Annotated in this window: 19 protein-coding genes; 12 read left to right on the forward strand and 7 right to left on the reverse strand. The window is 70.3% G+C overall.

Annotated features, from left to right (window positions below):
* Positions 1–31: 31 nt before the first annotated feature.
* Positions 32–1,327, forward strand: coding sequence for a CDP-glycerol glycerophosphotransferase family protein (locus AB0K73_RS12700; protein WP_360513367.1), 1,296 nt, complete (start codon positions 32–34; stop codon positions 1,325–1,327).
* On the opposite strand, the gene AB0K73_RS12705 is transcribed toward AB0K73_RS12700, so the two are convergent.
* From AB0K73_RS12705 to AB0K73_RS12715, 3 genes are all read right to left on the reverse strand, one after another.
* A complete protein-coding gene (locus AB0K73_RS12705) occupies positions 1,324–2,337 on the reverse strand; it encodes a hypothetical protein (RefSeq protein ID WP_360513365.1) in 1,014 nt (337 codons plus the stop codon). The two genes, AB0K73_RS12700 and AB0K73_RS12705, sit on opposite strands and share 4 nt — an antisense overlap.
* A gap of 86 nt (positions 2,338–2,423) precedes the next feature.
* Positions 2,424–3,170 (reverse strand): ABC transporter ATP-binding protein, encoded by a 747-nt coding sequence (locus AB0K73_RS12710; RefSeq protein WP_360513699.1) that lies wholly within the window; start codon positions 3,168–3,170, stop codon positions 2,424–2,426.
* A 29-nt stretch (positions 3,171–3,199) separates the two neighbouring features.
* On the reverse strand, positions 3,200–4,012 hold the full coding sequence (locus AB0K73_RS12715) for an ABC transporter permease (RefSeq protein WP_360513363.1): 813 nt from the start codon (positions 4,010–4,012) through the stop codon (positions 3,200–3,202).
* An 81-nt stretch (positions 4,013–4,093) separates the two neighbouring features.
* Between AB0K73_RS12715 and AB0K73_RS12720 the strand changes: the two genes are divergently transcribed.
* On the forward strand, positions 4,094–4,630 hold the full coding sequence (locus AB0K73_RS12720; RefSeq protein WP_360513361.1) for an ECF transporter S component: 537 nt from the start codon (positions 4,094–4,096) through the stop codon (positions 4,628–4,630).
* Positions 4,631–4,711: 81 nt separating this feature from the next.
* Here the strand turns inward: AB0K73_RS12720 and AB0K73_RS12725 are convergent, their stop codons facing one another.
* Together AB0K73_RS12725 and AB0K73_RS12730 are read right to left on the reverse strand one after the other, a co-directional pair.
* Positions 4,712–5,404, reverse strand: coding sequence for a phosphocholine cytidylyltransferase family protein (locus AB0K73_RS12725; protein WP_360513359.1), 693 nt, complete (start codon positions 5,402–5,404; stop codon positions 4,712–4,714).
* Between the two features lie 274 nt (positions 5,405–5,678).
* Positions 5,679–6,113, reverse strand: coding sequence for a hypothetical protein (locus AB0K73_RS12730; RefSeq protein WP_360513357.1), 435 nt, complete (start codon positions 6,111–6,113; stop codon positions 5,679–5,681).
* Positions 6,114–6,123: 10 nt separating this feature from the next.
* Between AB0K73_RS12730 and AB0K73_RS12735 the strand changes: the two genes are divergently transcribed.
* The 3 genes from AB0K73_RS12735 (at position 6,124) to AB0K73_RS12745 (ending at position 9,282) form a co-directional block, all read left to right on the forward strand.
* Positions 6,124–7,383, forward strand: a complete 1,260-nt coding sequence (locus tag AB0K73_RS12735; RefSeq protein ID WP_360513355.1) for an ATP-binding cassette domain-containing protein — start codon at positions 6,124–6,126, stop codon at positions 7,381–7,383.
* On the forward strand, positions 7,359–8,933 hold the full coding sequence (locus AB0K73_RS12740) for a hypothetical protein (protein ID WP_360513353.1): 1,575 nt from the start codon (positions 7,359–7,361) through the stop codon (positions 8,931–8,933). The genes AB0K73_RS12735 and AB0K73_RS12740 overlap by 25 nt, the downstream gene beginning before the upstream one ends.
* A 61-nt stretch (positions 8,934–8,994) precedes the next feature.
* The gene (locus AB0K73_RS12745; protein WP_360513351.1) at positions 8,995–9,282 is read left to right on the forward strand and encodes a DUF3039 domain-containing protein; all 288 of its coding nucleotides are present in this window, start codon (positions 8,995–8,997) and stop codon (positions 9,280–9,282) included.
* A gap of 7 nt (positions 9,283–9,289) precedes the next feature.
* Here the strand turns inward: AB0K73_RS12745 and AB0K73_RS12750 are convergent, their stop codons facing one another.
* Positions 9,290–10,609: a nicotinate phosphoribosyltransferase gene (locus AB0K73_RS12750; protein WP_360513349.1), complete on the reverse strand. Its 1,320-nt coding sequence runs from the start codon at positions 10,607–10,609 to the stop codon at positions 9,290–9,292.
* Positions 10,610–10,673: 64 nt separating this feature from the next.
* On the opposite strand from AB0K73_RS12750, the gene murI reads away from it, so the two are divergent.
* The 7 genes from murI (at position 10,674) to AB0K73_RS12785 (ending at position 16,987) form a co-directional block, all read left to right on the forward strand.
* Entirely contained in the window at positions 10,674–11,525 is an 852-nt protein-coding gene (murI, locus tag AB0K73_RS12755) for a glutamate racemase (protein ID WP_360513347.1), read from the forward strand.
* Positions 11,522–12,316, forward strand: coding sequence for a ribonuclease PH (rph, locus tag AB0K73_RS12760; RefSeq protein ID WP_360513345.1), 795 nt, complete (start codon positions 11,522–11,524; stop codon positions 12,314–12,316). The genes murI and rph overlap by 4 nt, the downstream gene beginning before the upstream one ends.
* On the forward strand, positions 12,313–12,933 hold the full coding sequence (locus AB0K73_RS12765) for a non-canonical purine NTP pyrophosphatase (protein WP_360513343.1): 621 nt from the start codon (positions 12,313–12,315) through the stop codon (positions 12,931–12,933). The genes rph and AB0K73_RS12765 overlap by 4 nt, the downstream gene beginning before the upstream one ends.
* Before the next feature lie 119 nt (positions 12,934–13,052).
* Entirely contained in the window at positions 13,053–13,970 is a 918-nt protein-coding gene (locus tag AB0K73_RS12770; protein WP_360513341.1) for an ATP-binding cassette domain-containing protein, read from the forward strand.
* 59 nt (positions 13,971–14,029) lie between these two features.
* A complete protein-coding gene (locus AB0K73_RS12775; protein WP_360513339.1) occupies positions 14,030–14,905 on the forward strand; it encodes an ABC transporter permease subunit in 876 nt (291 codons plus the stop codon).
* Positions 14,905–16,194, forward strand: coding sequence for a histidine kinase (locus tag AB0K73_RS12780; RefSeq protein WP_360513337.1), 1,290 nt, complete (start codon positions 14,905–14,907; stop codon positions 16,192–16,194). Before AB0K73_RS12775 ends, AB0K73_RS12780 begins: the two co-directional genes overlap by 1 nt.
* On the forward strand, positions 16,187–16,987 hold the full coding sequence (locus tag AB0K73_RS12785) for a response regulator transcription factor (RefSeq protein ID WP_360513335.1): 801 nt from the start codon (positions 16,187–16,189) through the stop codon (positions 16,985–16,987). The genes AB0K73_RS12780 and AB0K73_RS12785 overlap by 8 nt, the downstream gene beginning before the upstream one ends.
* On the opposite strand, the gene sigJ is transcribed toward AB0K73_RS12785, so the two are convergent.
* Positions 16,945–17,913 carry an RNA polymerase sigma factor SigJ gene (gene sigJ, locus AB0K73_RS12790; protein WP_360513333.1) on the reverse strand — a complete coding sequence of 323 codons (969 nt, stop codon included), beginning with the start codon at positions 17,911–17,913 and terminating at the stop codon, positions 16,945–16,947. The two genes, AB0K73_RS12785 and sigJ, sit on opposite strands and share 43 nt — an antisense overlap.
* Between the last annotated feature and the right edge of the window lie 11 nt (positions 17,914–17,924).

Raw genomic sequence — 17,924 nt, forward strand, 5'->3', positions numbered from 1 at the left:
CCGCGGTCCACCTGCTCGTTACCCTTGGACGGTGGGACTTCTGAGAGACGCGCAACGCGCCGTCAAGCTGGCCAAGGACATCATGTGGTCGCGCCGCGCGCAGCGGCAACTGCTCGCCCGTCTCGCCGCGCAGCCGCCCCTCGAGCCGCACCGCTACCGCATCGGCGTGTACTTCGCCGACGGTCGCGTGAACCTCTACCAGCTGCGCCAGTGGTACAAGCCGCTCGTCGAGCTCGCCCGCACCCACCCGGTGCTCATCCTCACGAGGGCTTCGGGCACCGCGCTCGAGCTGCTCGACGAGTCGCCCCTGCCCGTCGCCTACGTGCGCCGGGTGATCGACCTCGAGCAGGTGATCCACGAGCAGGACCTGCACCTCGTGTTCTACGTCAACCAGAACGCGAAGAACTTCCAGATGATGCGCTACGGGCGTCGCTGGCACGTGTTCATCAATCACGGCGAGTCCGACAAGATGTACATGACCACGAACCAGTTCAAGGCGTACGACTATGCGTTCATCGCGGGCGATGCCGCGCGGGCGCGGCTCGAGAAGGTGCTGTGGGACTACGACCTCGACAAGCGAGCCATCCCGATCGGGCGACCCCAGGCCGACCATTACCTCGACGGAACCCCGCTGCCGTACACGCCCGATGAGCGGGAGGTGGTGCTCTATGCGCCGACCTGGGAGGGCGACCGTGGGGCGGCCGCCTACGGTTCCATCGCCTCGCACGGCGTCGCGCTCGTGCGCGGACTCCTCGCGACGGGCCGTCACCGCGTGATCTACCGCCCGCATCCGCGCTCGGGGGTGGTCGACCGCGACTACGGCGCCGCCAACCGCCAGATCATCGCCGCGATCGCCGCGGCCAATGCCGCAGATCCCGCGGCCCGGCACGTGTACGACGACGGGCCCTCGCTCGGCTGGCAGCTGGCGGCGGCGGATGTCGCGATCGTCGACATCTCAGCGATGGTGTACGACCGGCTCGCGGCGGGCAAGCCGCTGCTCATCACGCGGCCTCTGAACCCCGAGGCGCAGATCGACACGGGCGGCTACCTGCAGGCCTGCGAATGGCTCGAGGCGACGGATGCCGCCTCCATGGTCGCCCGCGTCGACGAGGTGTCCCACGACGAGGCCGCACTCGAGCGGCTCGGGCACTGGGTCGAGCACTACTTCGGCGACACGACTCCCGGTGTCACCACGCGGCGGTTCCACGCTGCCGTCGACCACCTCATGGCCGAGTGGGAGCGCTTCGCGGCGTTGCACGCGGGCGAGGAGGAGATCGACGAGTTCGAAGTGGAAGACGAGGACGAAGCCGAGGCGCTCGGAGCCTAGGGCTTGGGAGTGCCGGGGGTTCCGTCGGTCTCCATCGGGGCGTCGCCGGCCTCCGAGACGCCCGCGCCCTCGATCGCGTCCTGCGGCGCCTTCGAGCCCTTGCGCCCGCGCACCGCGCGACCCGCGGCAGCCCGCAGCCCACGGCTGCTCGTGACCGCGAATCCGCCGAGGCCGGCGCCGGCCCGCGACACCCGGAGAGCCGCCGACTTCACGGCCGAATCGCCCGCACGCGGTTCGAGCTCGAGCGGCAGCGTCGCGGGCGGCGCACCGAACGCGAGCCGGGACTGCTGGAGCACCTTGCGGCCGAGCAGGTGGTTCCCGGTTCCGCCGATGACCGCGCCGATGCCGAACGGGATCGCCTTGCCGATGATGCCGGCGCCGCCGCGCACGGCGAACTGGCGGAGGAAGATGCCGCGCAGGCGGTCGACGACGGTGCTCATGACGGCCTTCGGCATGCTGTTCGTGATGAGCTCGCCCCAGTAGGCGTTGCGGGCGACGCCACGGCCGGCGGCCTGCGACGCGAGCTGGCGCACGAGGTCGATGCCCTCCCGACCGAGCATCAGGGTCATCACGAGCGCCCGTGCGCGCTCGGGGTTCTCCACGGCGATGCCGTGCACCTCGGCGACGGACTGCGCGAAGAGCGCCGTGGCCTCGAGGAAGCCCGCGGTCTCGACCCCCGAGAGCGCGAGGGTGACGCCCGTGCCGATGCCGGGCACGACCGCGGTGGCCCCGACGGCCGCGCCGCCCGTGGTGACCGCCGCGAGGTACCGGCGCTCGAGGATGCGCACGATCTGCTCGGGGGTGGCGTTCGGGAATCGGCGGCGGATGCCGCGGATGTGCGCCACGACGACGGGTCGCTGGATCGAGAGCACCGTGTCGATGCCTCGCTCCACGCCATGGGCGCGGCCCAGATCGGCGCCTGAGGCCGCGCCGGGGGCGTCCGCGGAATCGTCGCCCTCACGGGGCGCGCTCGTGCCGAGTGAGGTGATCTTGTGCACGCGTTCGCTCATGGTGGGTCTGATCCTAGGCGGCGAAGCCGAGCGGATGCCGGGGGTTGCCCTCGTGTCGGACGCCGGTTATCGGCCGTCGGCTCGACCTACTTCGCCGTGCCCTGCTCGGCGTTGTAGCGGTCGAGCACCGCGTCGATCGGGCCGTCGAGCACGAGCGCGCCCTTGTCGAGGTAGAGCCCGCGGGTGCAGAACCGGCGCAGGTCGCGTTCGTTGTGGGATACGAAGAAAAGCGTGCGGCCGCCACTGAGCATCTCGTCGATGCGCCGGTAGCACTTCTCGCGGAACGCCTTGTCGCCGACGGCGAGCACTTCGTCGACGAGGATGATGGGCTCCTCGAGCTGCGAGATCACGGCGAAGGCGATGCGCACCTTCATGCCGCTCGACAGGTGCTTGTAGGGAGTATCGAGGAAGTCGCCGATGTCGGCGAACCCGATGATCTCGTCGAACTTCTCGTCGATCTGCGCGCGCGTCATGCCGTGCAGGCCGGCCGTGAGGTACACGTTGTCGCGCACCGTGAGGTCGTCGACGAAGCCGCCGGTGATCTCGATGAGGGGAGCGACCCCGCCGGTCACCTCGACCGTGCCCTCATCGGGAATCATCACGCCCGCCACGAGCTTGAGGAGCGTCGACTTGCCCTGGCCGTTGCGACCGACCACCCCGATGGCCTCACCCGGCCGAACGTCGATCGAGACGTGTCGCAGCGCCCAGAACTCGTCGGGACGGGTGCGGCGCCGGCGTCCGGCGAAGAGGTCTTTGAAGAGGCGGCGGCCGCGCCGATTGCGCCGGAACCGCACGCCGAGGTTCTCGACGCGGATGGCGTGGGTCGCGCTCATGGCCGGCGCCTCGGCCGTGGCGTCCGTCATCAGATCTCCTTCAGCACCTGGCGGATGCTTCCACGGAAGACGAGCAGGCCGATCGCGAGGAACGCGAGCGACATGGCCGCCGAGATGATGACGTTGAACCAGTCGAGCTCGTCGGGGAAGAACCCCGCGCGGTACAGCCCGAAGATCCCCGAGAGCGGATTGAACGCCGCCCAGAAGTGCAGCTCCTCGGGAAGGTTGGACACCCCGTAGATGATCGGCGACGCGTAGAAGAGGAATCGCAGGATCAGCTTCACGGCACGTTCGAGGTCGCGGAAGAAGACCACGAGCGGAGCCACGATGAGCGACACCCCCACCGTGAGCACGCCCTGCACCAGCATGGCGAGCGGGAAGAACACGAGCTGCCAGCCCACCCCCGCCCCGAACACGATGGCGAAGAGCGCCAGCACGGGCAGGGCGAGCACGAACTCGATGCCCTTCGAGAGCACGATGCGGTTGACCCAGATGGTGCGGGGGATCTTCGTCGAACGCACGAGCTTGGTATCCTTGAGGAAGGCGCGCGTCGAGTCGGACACGGCGCCGTTGAACCACATCCAGGGCAGCAGCGCCGACAACAGGAACACGATGTACGGCTCGGTGCCGGCGATGCGCTGGAACACCTGCGTGAACACGAACCAGTAGATCCCGGCCATGACCAATGGGTCGAGCACCGACCAGAGGTACCCGAGCGCCGACGTCGAGTACCTGACCCTGAGGTCGCGGGTGGTGAGGAGCCAGAGCGAGTGACGATACCGAGCCCACGGCGTCCGCTGCAGCGGATGCGCGTCGCGATACGCGACGGGTGCGGTGCTCATCACGATCTCATCGTAGATGGCCGCGGCGGTAGGTTTGGTTGAGGCGGTCAGCGCGCGCCGCGACCGGTCGAAAGGAGCGTCGTGCACCGCACCAGTACCCGGGTCCTCCTGAGTTGCGCCGCCATCGGCGTCGTCGGGGGAGTGGTCGCCGGCGCATCCGGGTATCTCGCCGCCGCGTTCGCCGTGTTCGGGCCGATGCTCTACGGCCTCACGGTCGGCACCCACTTCCTCCCGAGCGTCGTCGCCCTCGCCCTCTTGAAGCGTCCTGGCATGGCCGTGCTCGCGGGCCTCATCGCCGGGCTCGTCGGTGCCGCCTTCGCGCCGTGGTGGCTGTGGCGCTACGTCGGCGCGGGCCTGCTCGTGGGACTCCTCATCGAGGTCCCGTTCCTGCTGACCCGGTACCGCCGCTGGGATTCGTGGCTCTACTACGTGGCCGCGGGCTTCGCAGGACTCGTGATCGCGATCGCCGTGTTCATCGGCCTCGGCGCGGAGCACTATGCCTGGTGGGCTTGGGCGATCGCACTGCCCCTCTGGGTCCTGAGTCCCGTGCTGTTCACCTGGATCGGCCGGATCATCGCCGCGCGGCTGGCGAAGGCCGGGGTGGCGCAGGCGGTCTGACCCGTCCCCCCGCTGCCGGGCCGGGACGTGCGAAGAGCGGATGCCTCGAGGCATCCGCTCTTCACTGCTGTGGTGCGGTGATCACACGAAGTGGTTCGCACGCTCCAGGTCTTCGGCGAAGTCGATCTCGACCGCGTAGAGGTCGGAGATGTCCATCGGCTCGACGAGCATGCCGTTCTTCTCGATGGCCAGCTCGATGCCGCGCTCGAAGTAGTCCTGGTCGTCGACGCGCGAGAGGTGCGCGAGGAGCGTCGCCTTGTCGCGGCTCGAGACGTAGTTGATGCCCACCGCCTCGCCGAGGCCGCCCTTGACGGTCTTCGAGAGCTCCTTGATGTAGCCCTCGGCCGTGGTCGTGTACTTCACCTCTTCGTCGGACACCTTCGCGGTGTTGACCGTGACGAACGACTGGTCGCGGGCGACGAACGGCAGCGCCCGGTCGAGGATGCGCGGGTCGAACACGACGTCGCCGTTCATCCAGAGCACGCCGCCCGGCTGCGAGGCCGAAAGGGCGCGCATCAGGCTCTTCGAGGTGTTCGTCTGGTCGTACTCCTCGTTGTAGACGAACGACGCCTGCGGGAACGCCTCGATGATGTGCTCGAGCTTGTAGCCGACGACGATGGTCACGCTGGCGTTGCGGCCGAATGCGTGCTCGATGTTGTCGAACTGCTGCTGCATGATGGTGCGGCCGTCGGCCAACTCGGTGAGCGGCTTCGGCAGCGATCGGCCGAGTCGGCTCCCCATGCCGGCGGCCAGAATCACGATCTGGGTGGTCACTGCATCTCCTTCGGTGGTGCGGATGCCGCGACCCGCAACGTTGCCGTGCGTTCGTCGTCTGTTCATCCGGAAGTTCACATATGGACACGCCGTTATGCCGTCATTCAGGATATCTGCGCCTCCTGAAGAACTCAGCGGGCTTGACACGGTCGTAGTGGGATCGTGATGTCACGCTCAGGGAATGCACAGTTTACCCCCATTCGGGGGACGGTTGTGCGCGTCGAGCGGGTGCTCGTTGGTAGGTTGTGGTGGTGACTTCCGTTTCGCCTGCAGATCACGACGACGAAGCTCCCGAAGGCACCGGCACGGGGGTGCCCGCCGTTCGGGGGTCTTCCGCCGTGCGTCGTGCGCCGAAGGCGGAATCCGGTGAGGATGCGCCGGCCGCGGCATCCGGTGCAGCAAAGCCCGCGAGAGCGCCGCGAACTCCGCGTTCGACAGCTGCGAAGAACGCCTCGAAGGATGCTGCCACGAAGGGCGCCGCGGTGAACGGCGATGAGAAGACCGCCGCATCGAAGGCACGCACGGAGACCGCGCCGTCGAGTGACGAGGCGGCGAAGCCCGCCGCGTCGAAGCGCAACGCGACATCGCAGGCGGCCTCCTCCAAGGCGGCGGCGACGCGGGGCGAGGCAGCCAAGACGGCGCGCGCGGCCCGCACCTCGTCAGTCTCCGGCACGTCGAGGACGCGTGCCACGACCTCGACCTCGACCAAGCGGCAGAAGGTGGCTGCCGCGCTCACCGCCGAGACGACCGCCGCCGAGCGGTCCAATCGCAAGACCGGCGACGCTGATGCCGCAATCGGGGTCGATCTCGACGAATCGACGCAGGAACGGCCGGACGACTCCGTCAAGCCGGCGCCGATCGCGGAGCCGACGCCCGTCACCGAGGTCGACCCGCCGACAGCGGCGCTCGACCAGCCGGTGGTGGTCGACGCACCCGTCGATCCCGTGACCGAGGCACCCGTCGAGACGGAACCACCGATCGTGACGGAGTCGCCGGTCGAGGTCGAGTCGCTCGTCGAAGCGCAGGTCGAGGCGCCGACCGAAGCGCCGGCCGAGGAACCTCTCGTCGTGGAGCCGGTCACCGAGGAAGCCGGCGAGGGCGACGCGGTCGTGGCATCCGATGTCGACCAGGCGGTCGCGGTGATCCCCGCACCGCGCAAGCCCAAGCCGCGCAAGAAGCGCACGCTGCGGGTCGCTCGGCCGGCGCCTGCCGCCGATGCGCCGCGCGTCCTGACGATCCAGGGCCTCGTGAAGCGGTTCGGCAACAACACGGCAGTCGACGGCATCACGCTCGACGTGCGCGCCGGCTCGTTCTACGGCATCGTCGGCCCGAACGGCGCCGGCAAGACCACGACGCTCTCGATGGTGACCGGGCTCCTCCGACCCGACGCCGGCATGGTGCGCATCAACGACGTCGACGCGTGGAAGGATCCGCGTGCGGCGAAGCGGATGACGGGTGTGCTGCCCGACCGGCTGCGCCTGTTCGACCGCCTGACCGGCGCCCAGCTGCTCTACTACTCCGGCGCACTGCGCGGCCTCGACGACCGCACCGTGCGAGAGCGGAGCGTCGAGCTCATCGCGGCGTTCGGCCTCGAGGACGCCGTCGACCGGCTCGTCGCCGACTACTCCGCCGGCATGACCAAGAAGATCGCGCTCGCATGCGCGATGATCCACGCGCCGCGCCTCCTCGTGCTCGACGAGCCGTTCGAATCGGTCGACCCGGTCTCGGCGGCGAACCTCACCGACATCCTCGAGCGATACGTGGGCGGCGGCGGTACGGTGCTGCTGTCGAGCCACAGCATGGACCTCATCGAGCGTGTCTGCGACTCCGCGGCGATCATCATCGGGGGTCGCGTGCTCGCATCGGGCATCCTCGACGAGGTGCGCCGCGGGCAGACCCTCGAAGACCGCTTCGTCGAGCTCGCCGGCGGACGCAAGGCAGCGGAAGGCATGGAATGGTTGCACAGTTTCTCCGACTGAAACTGCGCCTGCTCGCGAACATCTTCCGACGAAGCCCCTGGCAGGTCGTCGGCATCATCGTCGGCCTCATCTACGGCGTCGGCGCTGCGGTGCTCCTCTTCGTCTCGCTCGTGGCACTGCGCTTCTCCGACGACGTCGAGGTCATCCGCGACGTCTTCATCGTCACCGGCGCGGCGACGTTCATCGGCTTCGTCGTGTTCCCACTCGTGTTCGGCGTCGACGACACCATGGACCCGCGGCGGTTCGCGCTGTTCGGGGTGGCCAACCGCACGCTCGCCATCGGGCTCGCGGCGGCGGCGGTGATCGGCATCCCGGCGTTCGTGCTCGCCATCGTGCTCACCGGCACGGTCGTGACGTGGTCGCGCGGGGTGGGGGAGACGATCCTCGCGATCCTCGCCGCGGCGGTGGCGTTCGCCAGCTGCCTGCTGCTCGCCCGACTCGCGACCTCGATCGCCTCGGTGCTGCTCGCGACCCGGCGCGCTCGCGAGGTGAGCGGCGTGCTGGGCGTGCTCCTCGTCGTGCTGCTCTCGCCGATCATCGTCGTGGTCATCTCGATCGACTGGGCGAGCTCGGGAGTCATGGTGCTCGAGTCGGTGGCAGACGTGCTCGGCTGGACCCCGCTCGGTGCCGCCTTCGCCGCTCCCGGCGACGCCGCAGCCGGTGCCTGGGGTGCCGCGGTCGTCAAGCTGGTCATCGCGGTCCTCACGTTGGGTGCGCTGTGGCTCGCGTGGGAGTCCGTCGTTGCGAGGGTCCTGGTCACGCCCGGCCGCGAGGCATCCGCCAAGCACTACCGGGGACTCGGATGGTTCGACCGCATGCCGCACACGGCGACGGGTGCCGTGGCCGCACGCAGCATCACCTACTGGGTTCGCGACGCGCGGTACTGGATGTCGGTCATCATGATCCCCGTGGTGCCCGTGCTCGTGCTCGTGCCGCTCAGCCTCGCCGGAATCCCGCTGGCCTACACGGCCCTCGTGCCCGTGCCGCTCATGTGCCTGCTGCTGGGCTGGGCGCTGCACAACGACACGGCGTTCGACAGCACTGCCGTGTGGCTGCACGTCGCCTCGGGCGTACGCGGCGCGGCCGACCGCGCCGGTCGGCTCGTGCCGGTGCTGATCGCCGGCACGGTCGTCATCGGACTCGGCAGCGCCGTGACCGCGCTCGTACTCGACGACTGGCGATTGCTGCCGTCGGTCATCGGGGTCAGCACCGCACTGCTCCTCGCTGGCCTCGGTGTGGGTTCGATCGCCTCGGCACGGTTTCCGTACCCGGCGGTGAAGCCCGGCGACAGCCCGTTCCAGCAGCCGCAGTCGACGTCGGCGATCACCGCCCTCGTGCAGTCGATCACCATGCTCGGGTCCGTCCTCGTCGCGCTTCCCGCGGTGGTGTTCGCCGCGCTCGGGCTGTTCGTCGACCCCGCCTGGCATGCGGCGTCGTTCGCGGCGGGCGTGGGCCTGGGTGTGCTCGTGCTCGTCGTGGGCATCTGGCTGGGCGGTCGCGTGTTCGACCGCCGCGGACCCGAGATCCTCGCCGCGGCCGTGCGCGCGTAGCCGATCGCCGGGATGCGTCCCAGCGGCGCCGGCCGCGGCATCCGCGCGTAGAATCGAGCGCATGATCGAACCCGTACGAGCGAGCATCGCCGACCCCGACGCGCCCGGCGGAGGCACCTCCGTGCTCGACCGCGAGCTCGAGAAGCTCCTCGAAGAGGAGACCATCGAGCCCGGCGATCACGAGCGGTTCTCGCACTACGTGAAGAAGGAGCAGATCCTCGAGTCGGCCGTCACCGGCAAACCCGTGCGGGCGCTGTGCGGCAAGAAGTGGACGCCCGGGCGCGACCCCGAGAAGTTCCCCGTGTGCCCCACCTGCAAGGAGATCTACGAGCGACTGAAGTCGCAGTAGGTCTCGGTCAGCTGTAGGTGGTCGGGATGACCGGCTCGCCGCGGCCGAGTCGGAACGCCTCGATGGGCAGCTCCTGCATCACCTGCGCGCGGTGCGCGCGTGCCGCGGCGGTGCCCGCCGGCCCGAGGTAGGCGGGATCGGCGACGCCGTCGTCCATGAGCTGCACCATGAGCGGCCGGAGCCGATCGCCTGGCTCGAACTCGGCCTCGCCCTCGGGTCCGTCGCCGAGGTAGATGAGCTCCTCGCGCGCGGTTCGCGTGGAGTCGAGTCGTCGCGCCGCGTTCTTGCGCCCGCCGACGCTGAGCTTCTGAGTCGACGCCTTCGCGACCGAGATCCATTCGCCGGCGTCGTTGCGGCGCGCGACGAGCTTGTAGACCATGCCGGCCGCGGGGAAGCCCGAGCCCGTCACGACCGCCGTGCCCACGCCGTAGGCATCGACCGGCGCGCCCGAGAGGCCCGCGATCGTGAACTCGTCGAGGTCGCTCGTGACCGTGATCTTTGTGTCGACGGCACCGAGCCCGTCGAGTTGCTCGCGCACGGCGGCGACAACCGTCGGCAGGTCGCCCGAGTCGATGCGCACGGCGCCGAGTTCGGTGCCCGCCGCCTGCACGGCACGCTCGACGCCCTGTGGGATGTCGTAGGTATCGACGAGCAGCGTCGTCTTCGGGCCGAACGCCGCGACCTGCGCCCGGAAGGCGTCCTCCTCGGTGTCGTGGAGGAGCGTGAACGCGTGCGCGGCGGTGCCCATCGTGGGGATGCCCCAGGTGCGGCCCGCCTCGAGGTTCGACGTCGCGTCGAAGCCCGCGATGTACGCGGCCCGGGCGGCGGCGACGGCGGCGTGCTCGCTCGTGCGGCGCGAACCCATCTCGGCGATCGGCCGGCCGAGCGCGACCGACACCATGCGCGCGGCGGCGCTCGCCACAGAGGAGTCGTAGTTCAGCGTCGAGAGCACGAGGGTCTCGAGCATCACCGCCTCGGCGAAGGTCGCCTGGATGGTGATGAGCGGCGAGCCCGGGAAGTACGCCTCGCCCTCGCGGTATCCCCAGATGTCGCCGCGGAACCGGTAGTCGGCGAGCCAGTCGAGGGTCTCGGGGCGCACCACCTCGTGTTCGCGCAGCCACTCGAGCTCGGCGTCCTCGAAGCGGAATCGGTCGATGAGCTCGAGGAGCCTTCCGGTGCCCGCGACGATGCCGTAGCGACGGCCGTCGGGCAGGCGCCGCGCGAACGCCTCGAAGAGGCTCTCGCGGTGGCCGGCGCCGTCGCGGAGCGCGGCATCCACCATCGTCAGCTCGTAGCGGTCGGTGAAGAGCGCAGCAGAACCGGTCACAGGGTCAGCCTAGCGGCGGCCCGGGCGCGGGCCCGCGGCATCCGCTGACCTAAGCTTGGGTGTCGTGACGGATGCACCGATCGGGATCTTCGACTCCGGCGTCGGCGGTCTCACGGTGGCCCGCGCCGTGAAGGACCAGCTGCCGCAGGAGTCGATCCTGTACATCGGCGACCTCGAGCACTCGCCCTACGGGCCGAAGCCCATCGCCGACGTGCGCCGGTATGCGCTCGCGGTGCTCGACGACCTCGTCGCGCAGGGCGTGAAGATGCTCGTCATCGCCTGCAACACCGCATCCTCGGCGATGCTCCGCGACGCGCGCGAACGCTACGACGTGCCCGTCGTCGAGGTGATCCAGCCGGCGGTGCGCCGTGCCGTGGCCACGACCCGCAACGGACGCGTCGGCGTGATCGGCACGGTGGGCACCATCCAGTCGCGCGCCTACGACGACGCGTTCGCCGCAGCACCGCACCTCGAGCTCGTCTCGGCGGCGTGCCCGCGTTTCGTGGAGTTCGTGGAAGCCGGCGTCACGAGCGGCGACGAGCTGCTCTCGGTCGCCGAGGAGTACCTCGCACCGTTGCGGGAGGCGGAGGTCGACACGCTCGTGCTCGGCTGCACGCACTACCCGTTCCTCAAGGGCGCCATCTCGTACGTCATGGGGGAGCAGGTGGCCCTCGTCTCGAGCGACGTCGAGACCGCCAACGACGTCTACCGCGTGCTCGTGTCGAACGGCATGGAGCGACGCGCGGCCGTGCCGCCCACCTACCGGTACGAGGCGACCGGCGACTCGACCAGCGCGTTCCTCGACCTCGCGCACCGGCTCATCGCGCCCGAGATCCCGAGCGTCGAACTCGTCGAGACCGGCGCGCTCACCATTCCCCACCACTCGCTTCGACAGCTTCGACAGGAGAACGCATGACCGAGGCATCCGACCAGCAGACCGCCGACGCCGACCTGGTGCGCGCCGACGGCCGCGCATCGCACGAGCTGCGGCACGTGACGATCGAGCGCGGCTGGAGCGCCCACGCCGAGGGCAGTGCGCTCATCTCGTTCGGCAACACCAAGGTGTTGTGCACGGCGTCGTTCACGAACGGCGTGCCGCGCTGGATGGCCGGCAAGGGTCGCGGCTGGGTGACTGCGGAGTACGCCATGCTGCCGCGGGCCACGAACACCCGCAACGACCGCGAGTCGGTGAAGGGCCGAATCGGCGGCCGCACCCACGAGATCAGCCGTCTCATCGGGCGCAGCCTGCGGGCCGTGGTCGACACGAAGGGCCTCGGCGAGAACACGATCCAGATCGACTGCGACGTGCTGCAGGCCGACGGCGGCACCCGCACGGCGGCGATCACGGGCGCGTACGTCGCACTCGTCGACGCGATCGAGTGGGCGCGCACGCAGAAGTTCATCGGGCAGCGGGCGAAGCCGATCATCGACACGGTCTCAGCCATCTCGGTCGGCATCGTCGACGGCACGCCCATGCTCGACCTCGCGTACGTCGAGGACGTGCGTGCCGAGACCGACATGAACGTCGTCGCCACCGGGCGTGGCCTGTTCGTCGAGGTGCAGGGCACCGCCGAGGGCGCGCCGTTCGACCGCCGCGAGCTCGACTCCCTGCTCGACCTCGCGCTCGCCGGCACCGCCGAGCTCACGCTGATCCAGCAGGCGACGCTCGCCGCGACCGACGACGCGACGGGGGCGGCCTCCGCGTGAGCCTCGAGTTCGTGCTCGCGAGTCACAACGCGCACAAGGTCGCCGAGTTCCAGCGCATCATCGGCGAGCGGATGCCGCGGGCCGCCGTGCTGCCCTACGACGGCCCCGAACCCGTCGAAGACGGCACCAGCTTCGACGAGAACGCGTTCATCAAGGCGCGAGCCGCGGCATCCCGCACCGGACGCATCGCGCTCGCCGACGACTCGGGCATCTCCGTCGACGTGATGGGCGGCGCCCCGGGCATCTTCTCGGCTCGCTGGGCCGGACCCGGCCGCGGCGCCGAAGCGAACCTCGAACTGCTGCTCGCGCAGCTCGGCGACATCCGCGACCCGCACCGCACGGCGCATTTCCACTGCACCATCGCACTGGTGGTGCCGGATGCCGCGGGCGGATCGCTCTTCGAGTTCGCGGCCGTCGGCACGTGGCCCGGCCGCATCGCCACCGAACGCGCGGGCGTCAACGGCTTCGGGTACGACCCGATCTTCCTGCCCGACGGCTTCGACGTGTCGGCCGCCGAGCTCGCGCCCGAGGTGAAGAACGCGCACAGCCACCGCGCGCGCGCGTTCGCGGCGCTGCTCCCCGAACTCGAGCGCGTCGCCGAACGCCTCGGCGGATAACGCCGCCCGACCGTCACCCAGGGGACTCAGACCCTGGTACCACCACGTCGGCGAGTGCCGGGGCACGTCGGCACCCAGGTCGGAAGATCGCACCGCCGCACGCTTCTACGGTCGACACCATGATCGAAGTAGAACACCTCACCAAGCGCTTCGGCGCGACCACCGCGGTCGACGACCTGTCGTTCACCGTGCGTCCCGGAACCGTCACCGGGTTCCTCGGCCCGAACGGCGCGGGCAAGTCCACGACGATGCGCGCCATCGCCGGGCTCGTACGCCCCACCACGGGCACCACCCGCGTGAACGGCATGGCCGTCGCGAGTCATCCGGCACCGTTGACCGAGATCGGAACCCTGCTCGACGTGCGCGCCGCGCACCCGGGGCGCACGGCGCACGCCCACCTGACCGCGCTCGCCGCCACGCATGGCATCGGACGCAGCCGGGTGCGCGACGTGCTGCAGCTCACGGGCATGGAGGCCGCCGCCGACCGGCGCGTGGGCTCGTTCTCGATGGGCATGGGCCAGCGGCTCGGTCTTGCGGCCGCGCTCCTCGGCGACCCGCAGACGCTCATGCTCGACGAGCCGATCAACGGCCTCGACCCCGACGGCATCATCTGGGTTCGCCGGTTCCTGCGGGCACTGGCGGCAGAGGGCCGCACCGTGTTCCTGTCGTCGCACCTCATGAGCGAGATGGCCCAGACCGCCGACCACCTCATCGTGATCGGCCGCGGCCGGCTCATCGCCGACGCGCCCATCGCGGAAGTGCTCGCCGACGTCGGCGCGTCCCGGGTCGCGGTGACCTCACCGGAGGCCGACCGACTGGCCGCGGCGATCGCGGCCCCCGGCGTTGCGGTGACGAACATCGCCCTCGGCGAACTGGAAATCACCGGCCTCGACGCGGCCGCGATCTCGACCGTTGCCCGCGAGCTGGACATCCCCGTCCACGAGCTCGTCACGCGCACCGCCTCGCTCGAGGAGGCGTACCTCGCACTCACCGACTCCGCGCTCGAGTACCAGGCCGAGCCCGTCTCCGGTCGCTGATCCATTCCCACCGATTCCTCCCGAAGATTCCTCCCACCGAAACAAGGAAGTCCTGAACGATGTCCACCTCGACCATGTCCACCTCGACCGTGCCGGCGCGCGCCGGCACCGTCCGCACCGCCCGGGGCACGGCCCCACGCCTCACCTTCGCGCGGGTCGCCCGCGCCGAATGGATCAAGACCGGAACCCTTCGCTCGTCGTACTGGACGGTCGGATCGACGCTGGCGTTCACCCTGTTGTTCGCCGCCGGCGTCCTGCTCGTAATCCCGCTCGCCCCAACGGCGGAAGTCCCCGATCCGGCCGCCGTCATCATCGACAACTACGGGGCCGCGCCTGCCCTGGGGGTGATCGGATTCGCCGGGATGTTCGCCTACGCACTCGTGGCCATCTACGGCGTGCTCATCGTGAGTTCCGAACGGTCGAGCAGCGGACTCATCGCCACGACGCTCGCGGCGGTGCCCCGGCGCACGCCCGTCCTCCTCGCGAAGCTGCTCGTGTCGTCGGTGGTCGGCGCCGTCATCGGCCTCGTCGCCGGTGCCGCGTCGTTCCTCCTCGTGCAGCCCACGCTCGCCGGCTTCGGACTGGGCTCGAACCTCTTCGACCTCGACACGCTGCAGGCGCTCGCCGGCGGTTCGGTCTTCCTGGGCCTGATCGCGGCGATGTCGACGGCGATCGGTTCGCTGTTCCGCAGCACCGCGGCTGCCATGGGCGCGGTGCTCGGGCTCCTCGTGCTCGCGCCGACGATCCTGCCCATCATCCCGGGAATCGGCGGAATCGTCAGCGAGTTCCTGCCCAGCACCGCGGGTATGATGCTGTTCCAATCCGCAGCCCAGGTCGGTTGGCAGCCGATCGTCACCGGGGGAGCCGTGCTCCTCGCGTGGACCGCCGGGGCAGCCGTCGTGGGCGGAGTGCTCTTCACGAGACGAGACGTGTGATGGTCGAGCGGGGATCCACCGGAACCGGAGCGGTGCGCCGTTCCCCCGAGGAATCCCCGCCCGCGGCCGCGTCGCCGGTCCGGCGGTTCCTCCGAACCCGTCCGTGGCTCGTCGACGCGGCCGTGTCGCTCGTCTTCACCGCGATCGTCGTGGCCACGCTCGCGTCGCAGGTCGTCTCGCGCGGCGTCGAGGTCACGGCGTGGCACGCCGTCGCCATCGGCGGCACCGCGGTCGCGCTCCTGTTCCGCCGGCGCGCGCCGCTCACGGTACTGGCCGCGGTCACGCTGCTCACCACCGTGGTGACCTTCTCGGCCGAGACCAACCTCGTGCTCGCGGTGCCCATCGCGCTCTACGCGGTCGCCGCCTTCCGCTCACCGGCACTCGGGTGGATCTCGGCCGCGGTCACGCTCGCCGTGACCGCGGCGAGCCTCGTGTTCTGGCTACCCGAGCTCGCGGCGCGACTCGGTGCGCCGACCGTCTTCGACGTGCCGGTGGTGCTGCTCACGCTCGCGATGGCCGACGTGGTCGGTGTGCTGCTCGGCGCGAACACCTGGGAACGTGCGGAGCGGGTGCGGGCTCTCACGGAGCGCGCCGATCAGCTCGCGCGCGAGCGTGACAGCCAGGCGCAGATCGCCACACTCGCCGAGCGCGGTCGCATCGCCCGCGAGATGCACGACATCGTCGCGCACAGCCTCTCGGTGATGATCTCGCTCGCCGACGGTGCACGTGCCACGCTCGAACGGAATCCCGCGCAGGCCACGCTCGCCCTCGACCAGCTCACCGAGACGGGTCGCGGTGCGTTGCGCGACATGCAGCAGGTGCTGTCGGTGCTCGGCGAGACGACGGATGCCGCGGCGTCACGTGAACCGGCGCCGGGTCACGGCGACCTGGCGATCCTGATCGAGCGGTTCCGCACGGCGGGCGTGCCGGTTCGGTTCACGGTCAGCGGCGCGCCCGTGACCAACGCCGCCGTCGAGCTCGCGGTCTATCGGATCGTGCAGGAGGCCCTCACCAATGCCCTGCGATACGCCCATGACGTGCGTCAGGTGCACGTCGCCGTCGACTACGGTCCGGCCGCGACCACCGCCACGATCATCGACGACGGTCGGGTGGAGGTTGGGGCGCGCACGGTCGGTTCCGGCCGCGGCATCATCGGCATGGGCGAACGCGCGGCGGTGTTCGGCGGCACCGTCGAGGCGGGACCGCTCCCCGCGGGTGGTTGGCGCGTCCGTGCCGTACTGCCGCGGGTCCGCGAGGGAGAACAGGGAGGCGGACGTGGCCATGAGTGACTCATGGACAGGCGGCGGGTCATCGGCCGGTCGCATCCGGGTGCTGCTCGTCGACGATCAACCGCTCATCCGGCTCGGCTTCCGCATGGTGCTCGAGAGCGAGCCCGACCTCGAGATCGTCGGTGAGGCGCAGGATGGCGGCGAGGCGTTCGCCATGGCCAACGAGCTCGTGCCCGATGTCGTGGTCATGGACGTGCGAATGCCCGGCGTGGACGGCATCGCCGCCACCGCTCGCATCGCTGAGCGTCTGCCGGGGGTGCGCGTGCTCATCGTCACCACGTACGACCTCGACGAGTACGCGTTCGAAGGCCTGAGGGCCGGTGCGAGCGGCTTCCTGGTCAAGAACGCGCCGCCCGCCGATCTCGTGCGGGCGATCCGAACGGTGGCCGCGGGCGACGCCATCGTGGAACCGCGCATCACCCGGCGCCTATTGGAGCTGTTCGCCGGGAGCCTTCCGGTCGCGGGCGCGGTGCCGGGCGGACCTGAGCTGACGACGGATGCCTCGATGGCGGATGCCTCGCCTGCGATCACTCCACCCGCGACCAGCCCGCTCGCCGACGCGCGTTCGCACCCGCGCCTCTCCTCGCTCACCGACCGTGAGGCCGAGGTCTTCACGGCCATCGCGCGGGGGATGAGCAATACCGAGATCACGGCGGCCCTGCACCTGTCGGAATCGACCGTGAAGACCTACGTCGGGCGAATCCTCATGAAGCTCGGTCTGCGCGATCGCATCCAGGCGGTCGTGCTCGGCTATGAGACCGGGGTGGTCGCGCCCGGATCGTCCGCCGAGTAGCCGCCGCCGTCGTCACCACCTCCGCGGGAGACGAGCGCACGGAGGTCGCCGACCGGCCCGAGGTGGCCGAGCTTCGCGGGGTCGAGCTGGTTGCCGAGCACGGCGACGCGACCGGCCTCGACGTGCACGATCAGGACGCTCAGCGTGGCGCCGTCGGCATCCGAGACCCGCAGAGCGGGCTCGCCGTTCATCACCGTGCGCTCCAGGCGCACGCGCATGTCCCGGCCGCGGCGCACGAGGCCCGCGAGGAAGCGGGCGACCGCCACCGCGCCGTGGAGCGGGTGCCGGATGGCCGGCGCACGTCCGCCGCCGTCGGCGTAGAACACGACGTCGTCGGCGAGTACGCCCGCCAGCATGTCGACGTCGCCGTGCTCGATGGCGGCGAAGAACGAGTCGACGAGGGCTGCGTCGCGCGCGGCATCCCCTTCGAACCGGGGGCGCCCATCGCTGATCCGTGCGCGGGCGCGGTGCATGATCTGTCGGCACGCCGCCTCATCGCGTTCGACGATCGTGGCGATGTCGGCGTACTCGAGGTCGAACACCTCGCGAAGGAGGAACACGGCCCGTTCGACGGGTCGAAGGCGCTCGAGGACGGTCAGGAATGCGAACGAAAGCGTCTCGTCGCGCTCGACGCGATGCGAGGGGTCGGTGTCGTCGTTGAGCAGGGGCTCGGGCAACCAGGTGCCCGCGTGCACCTCCCGATTCCGCCGCGCCGAACGCAGCGCGTCGATCGCGAGCCGGGTGGCGACGGTCGAGGCGTACGCCTCGGGTCGTTCGAAGGTCTCGCCGGCGAGCTGTCGCTCGTGCATGCGCAGATACGCGTCCTGCACGACGTCCTCGGCCTCGGTCACGCTGCCGAGCATGCGGTACGCGATCGAGAACATGAGCGGGCGGAGCTCCCGGAGCGCTGGACTGGGGTCGGTCACTCTCCGAGCAT

Origin of the sequence: Agromyces sp. NPDC052230 (genome assembly GCF_040679595.1) — a bacterium.
In the GTDB taxonomy this organism is placed as follows: Bacteria; Actinomycetota; Actinomycetes; order Actinomycetales; family Microbacteriaceae; genus Agromyces.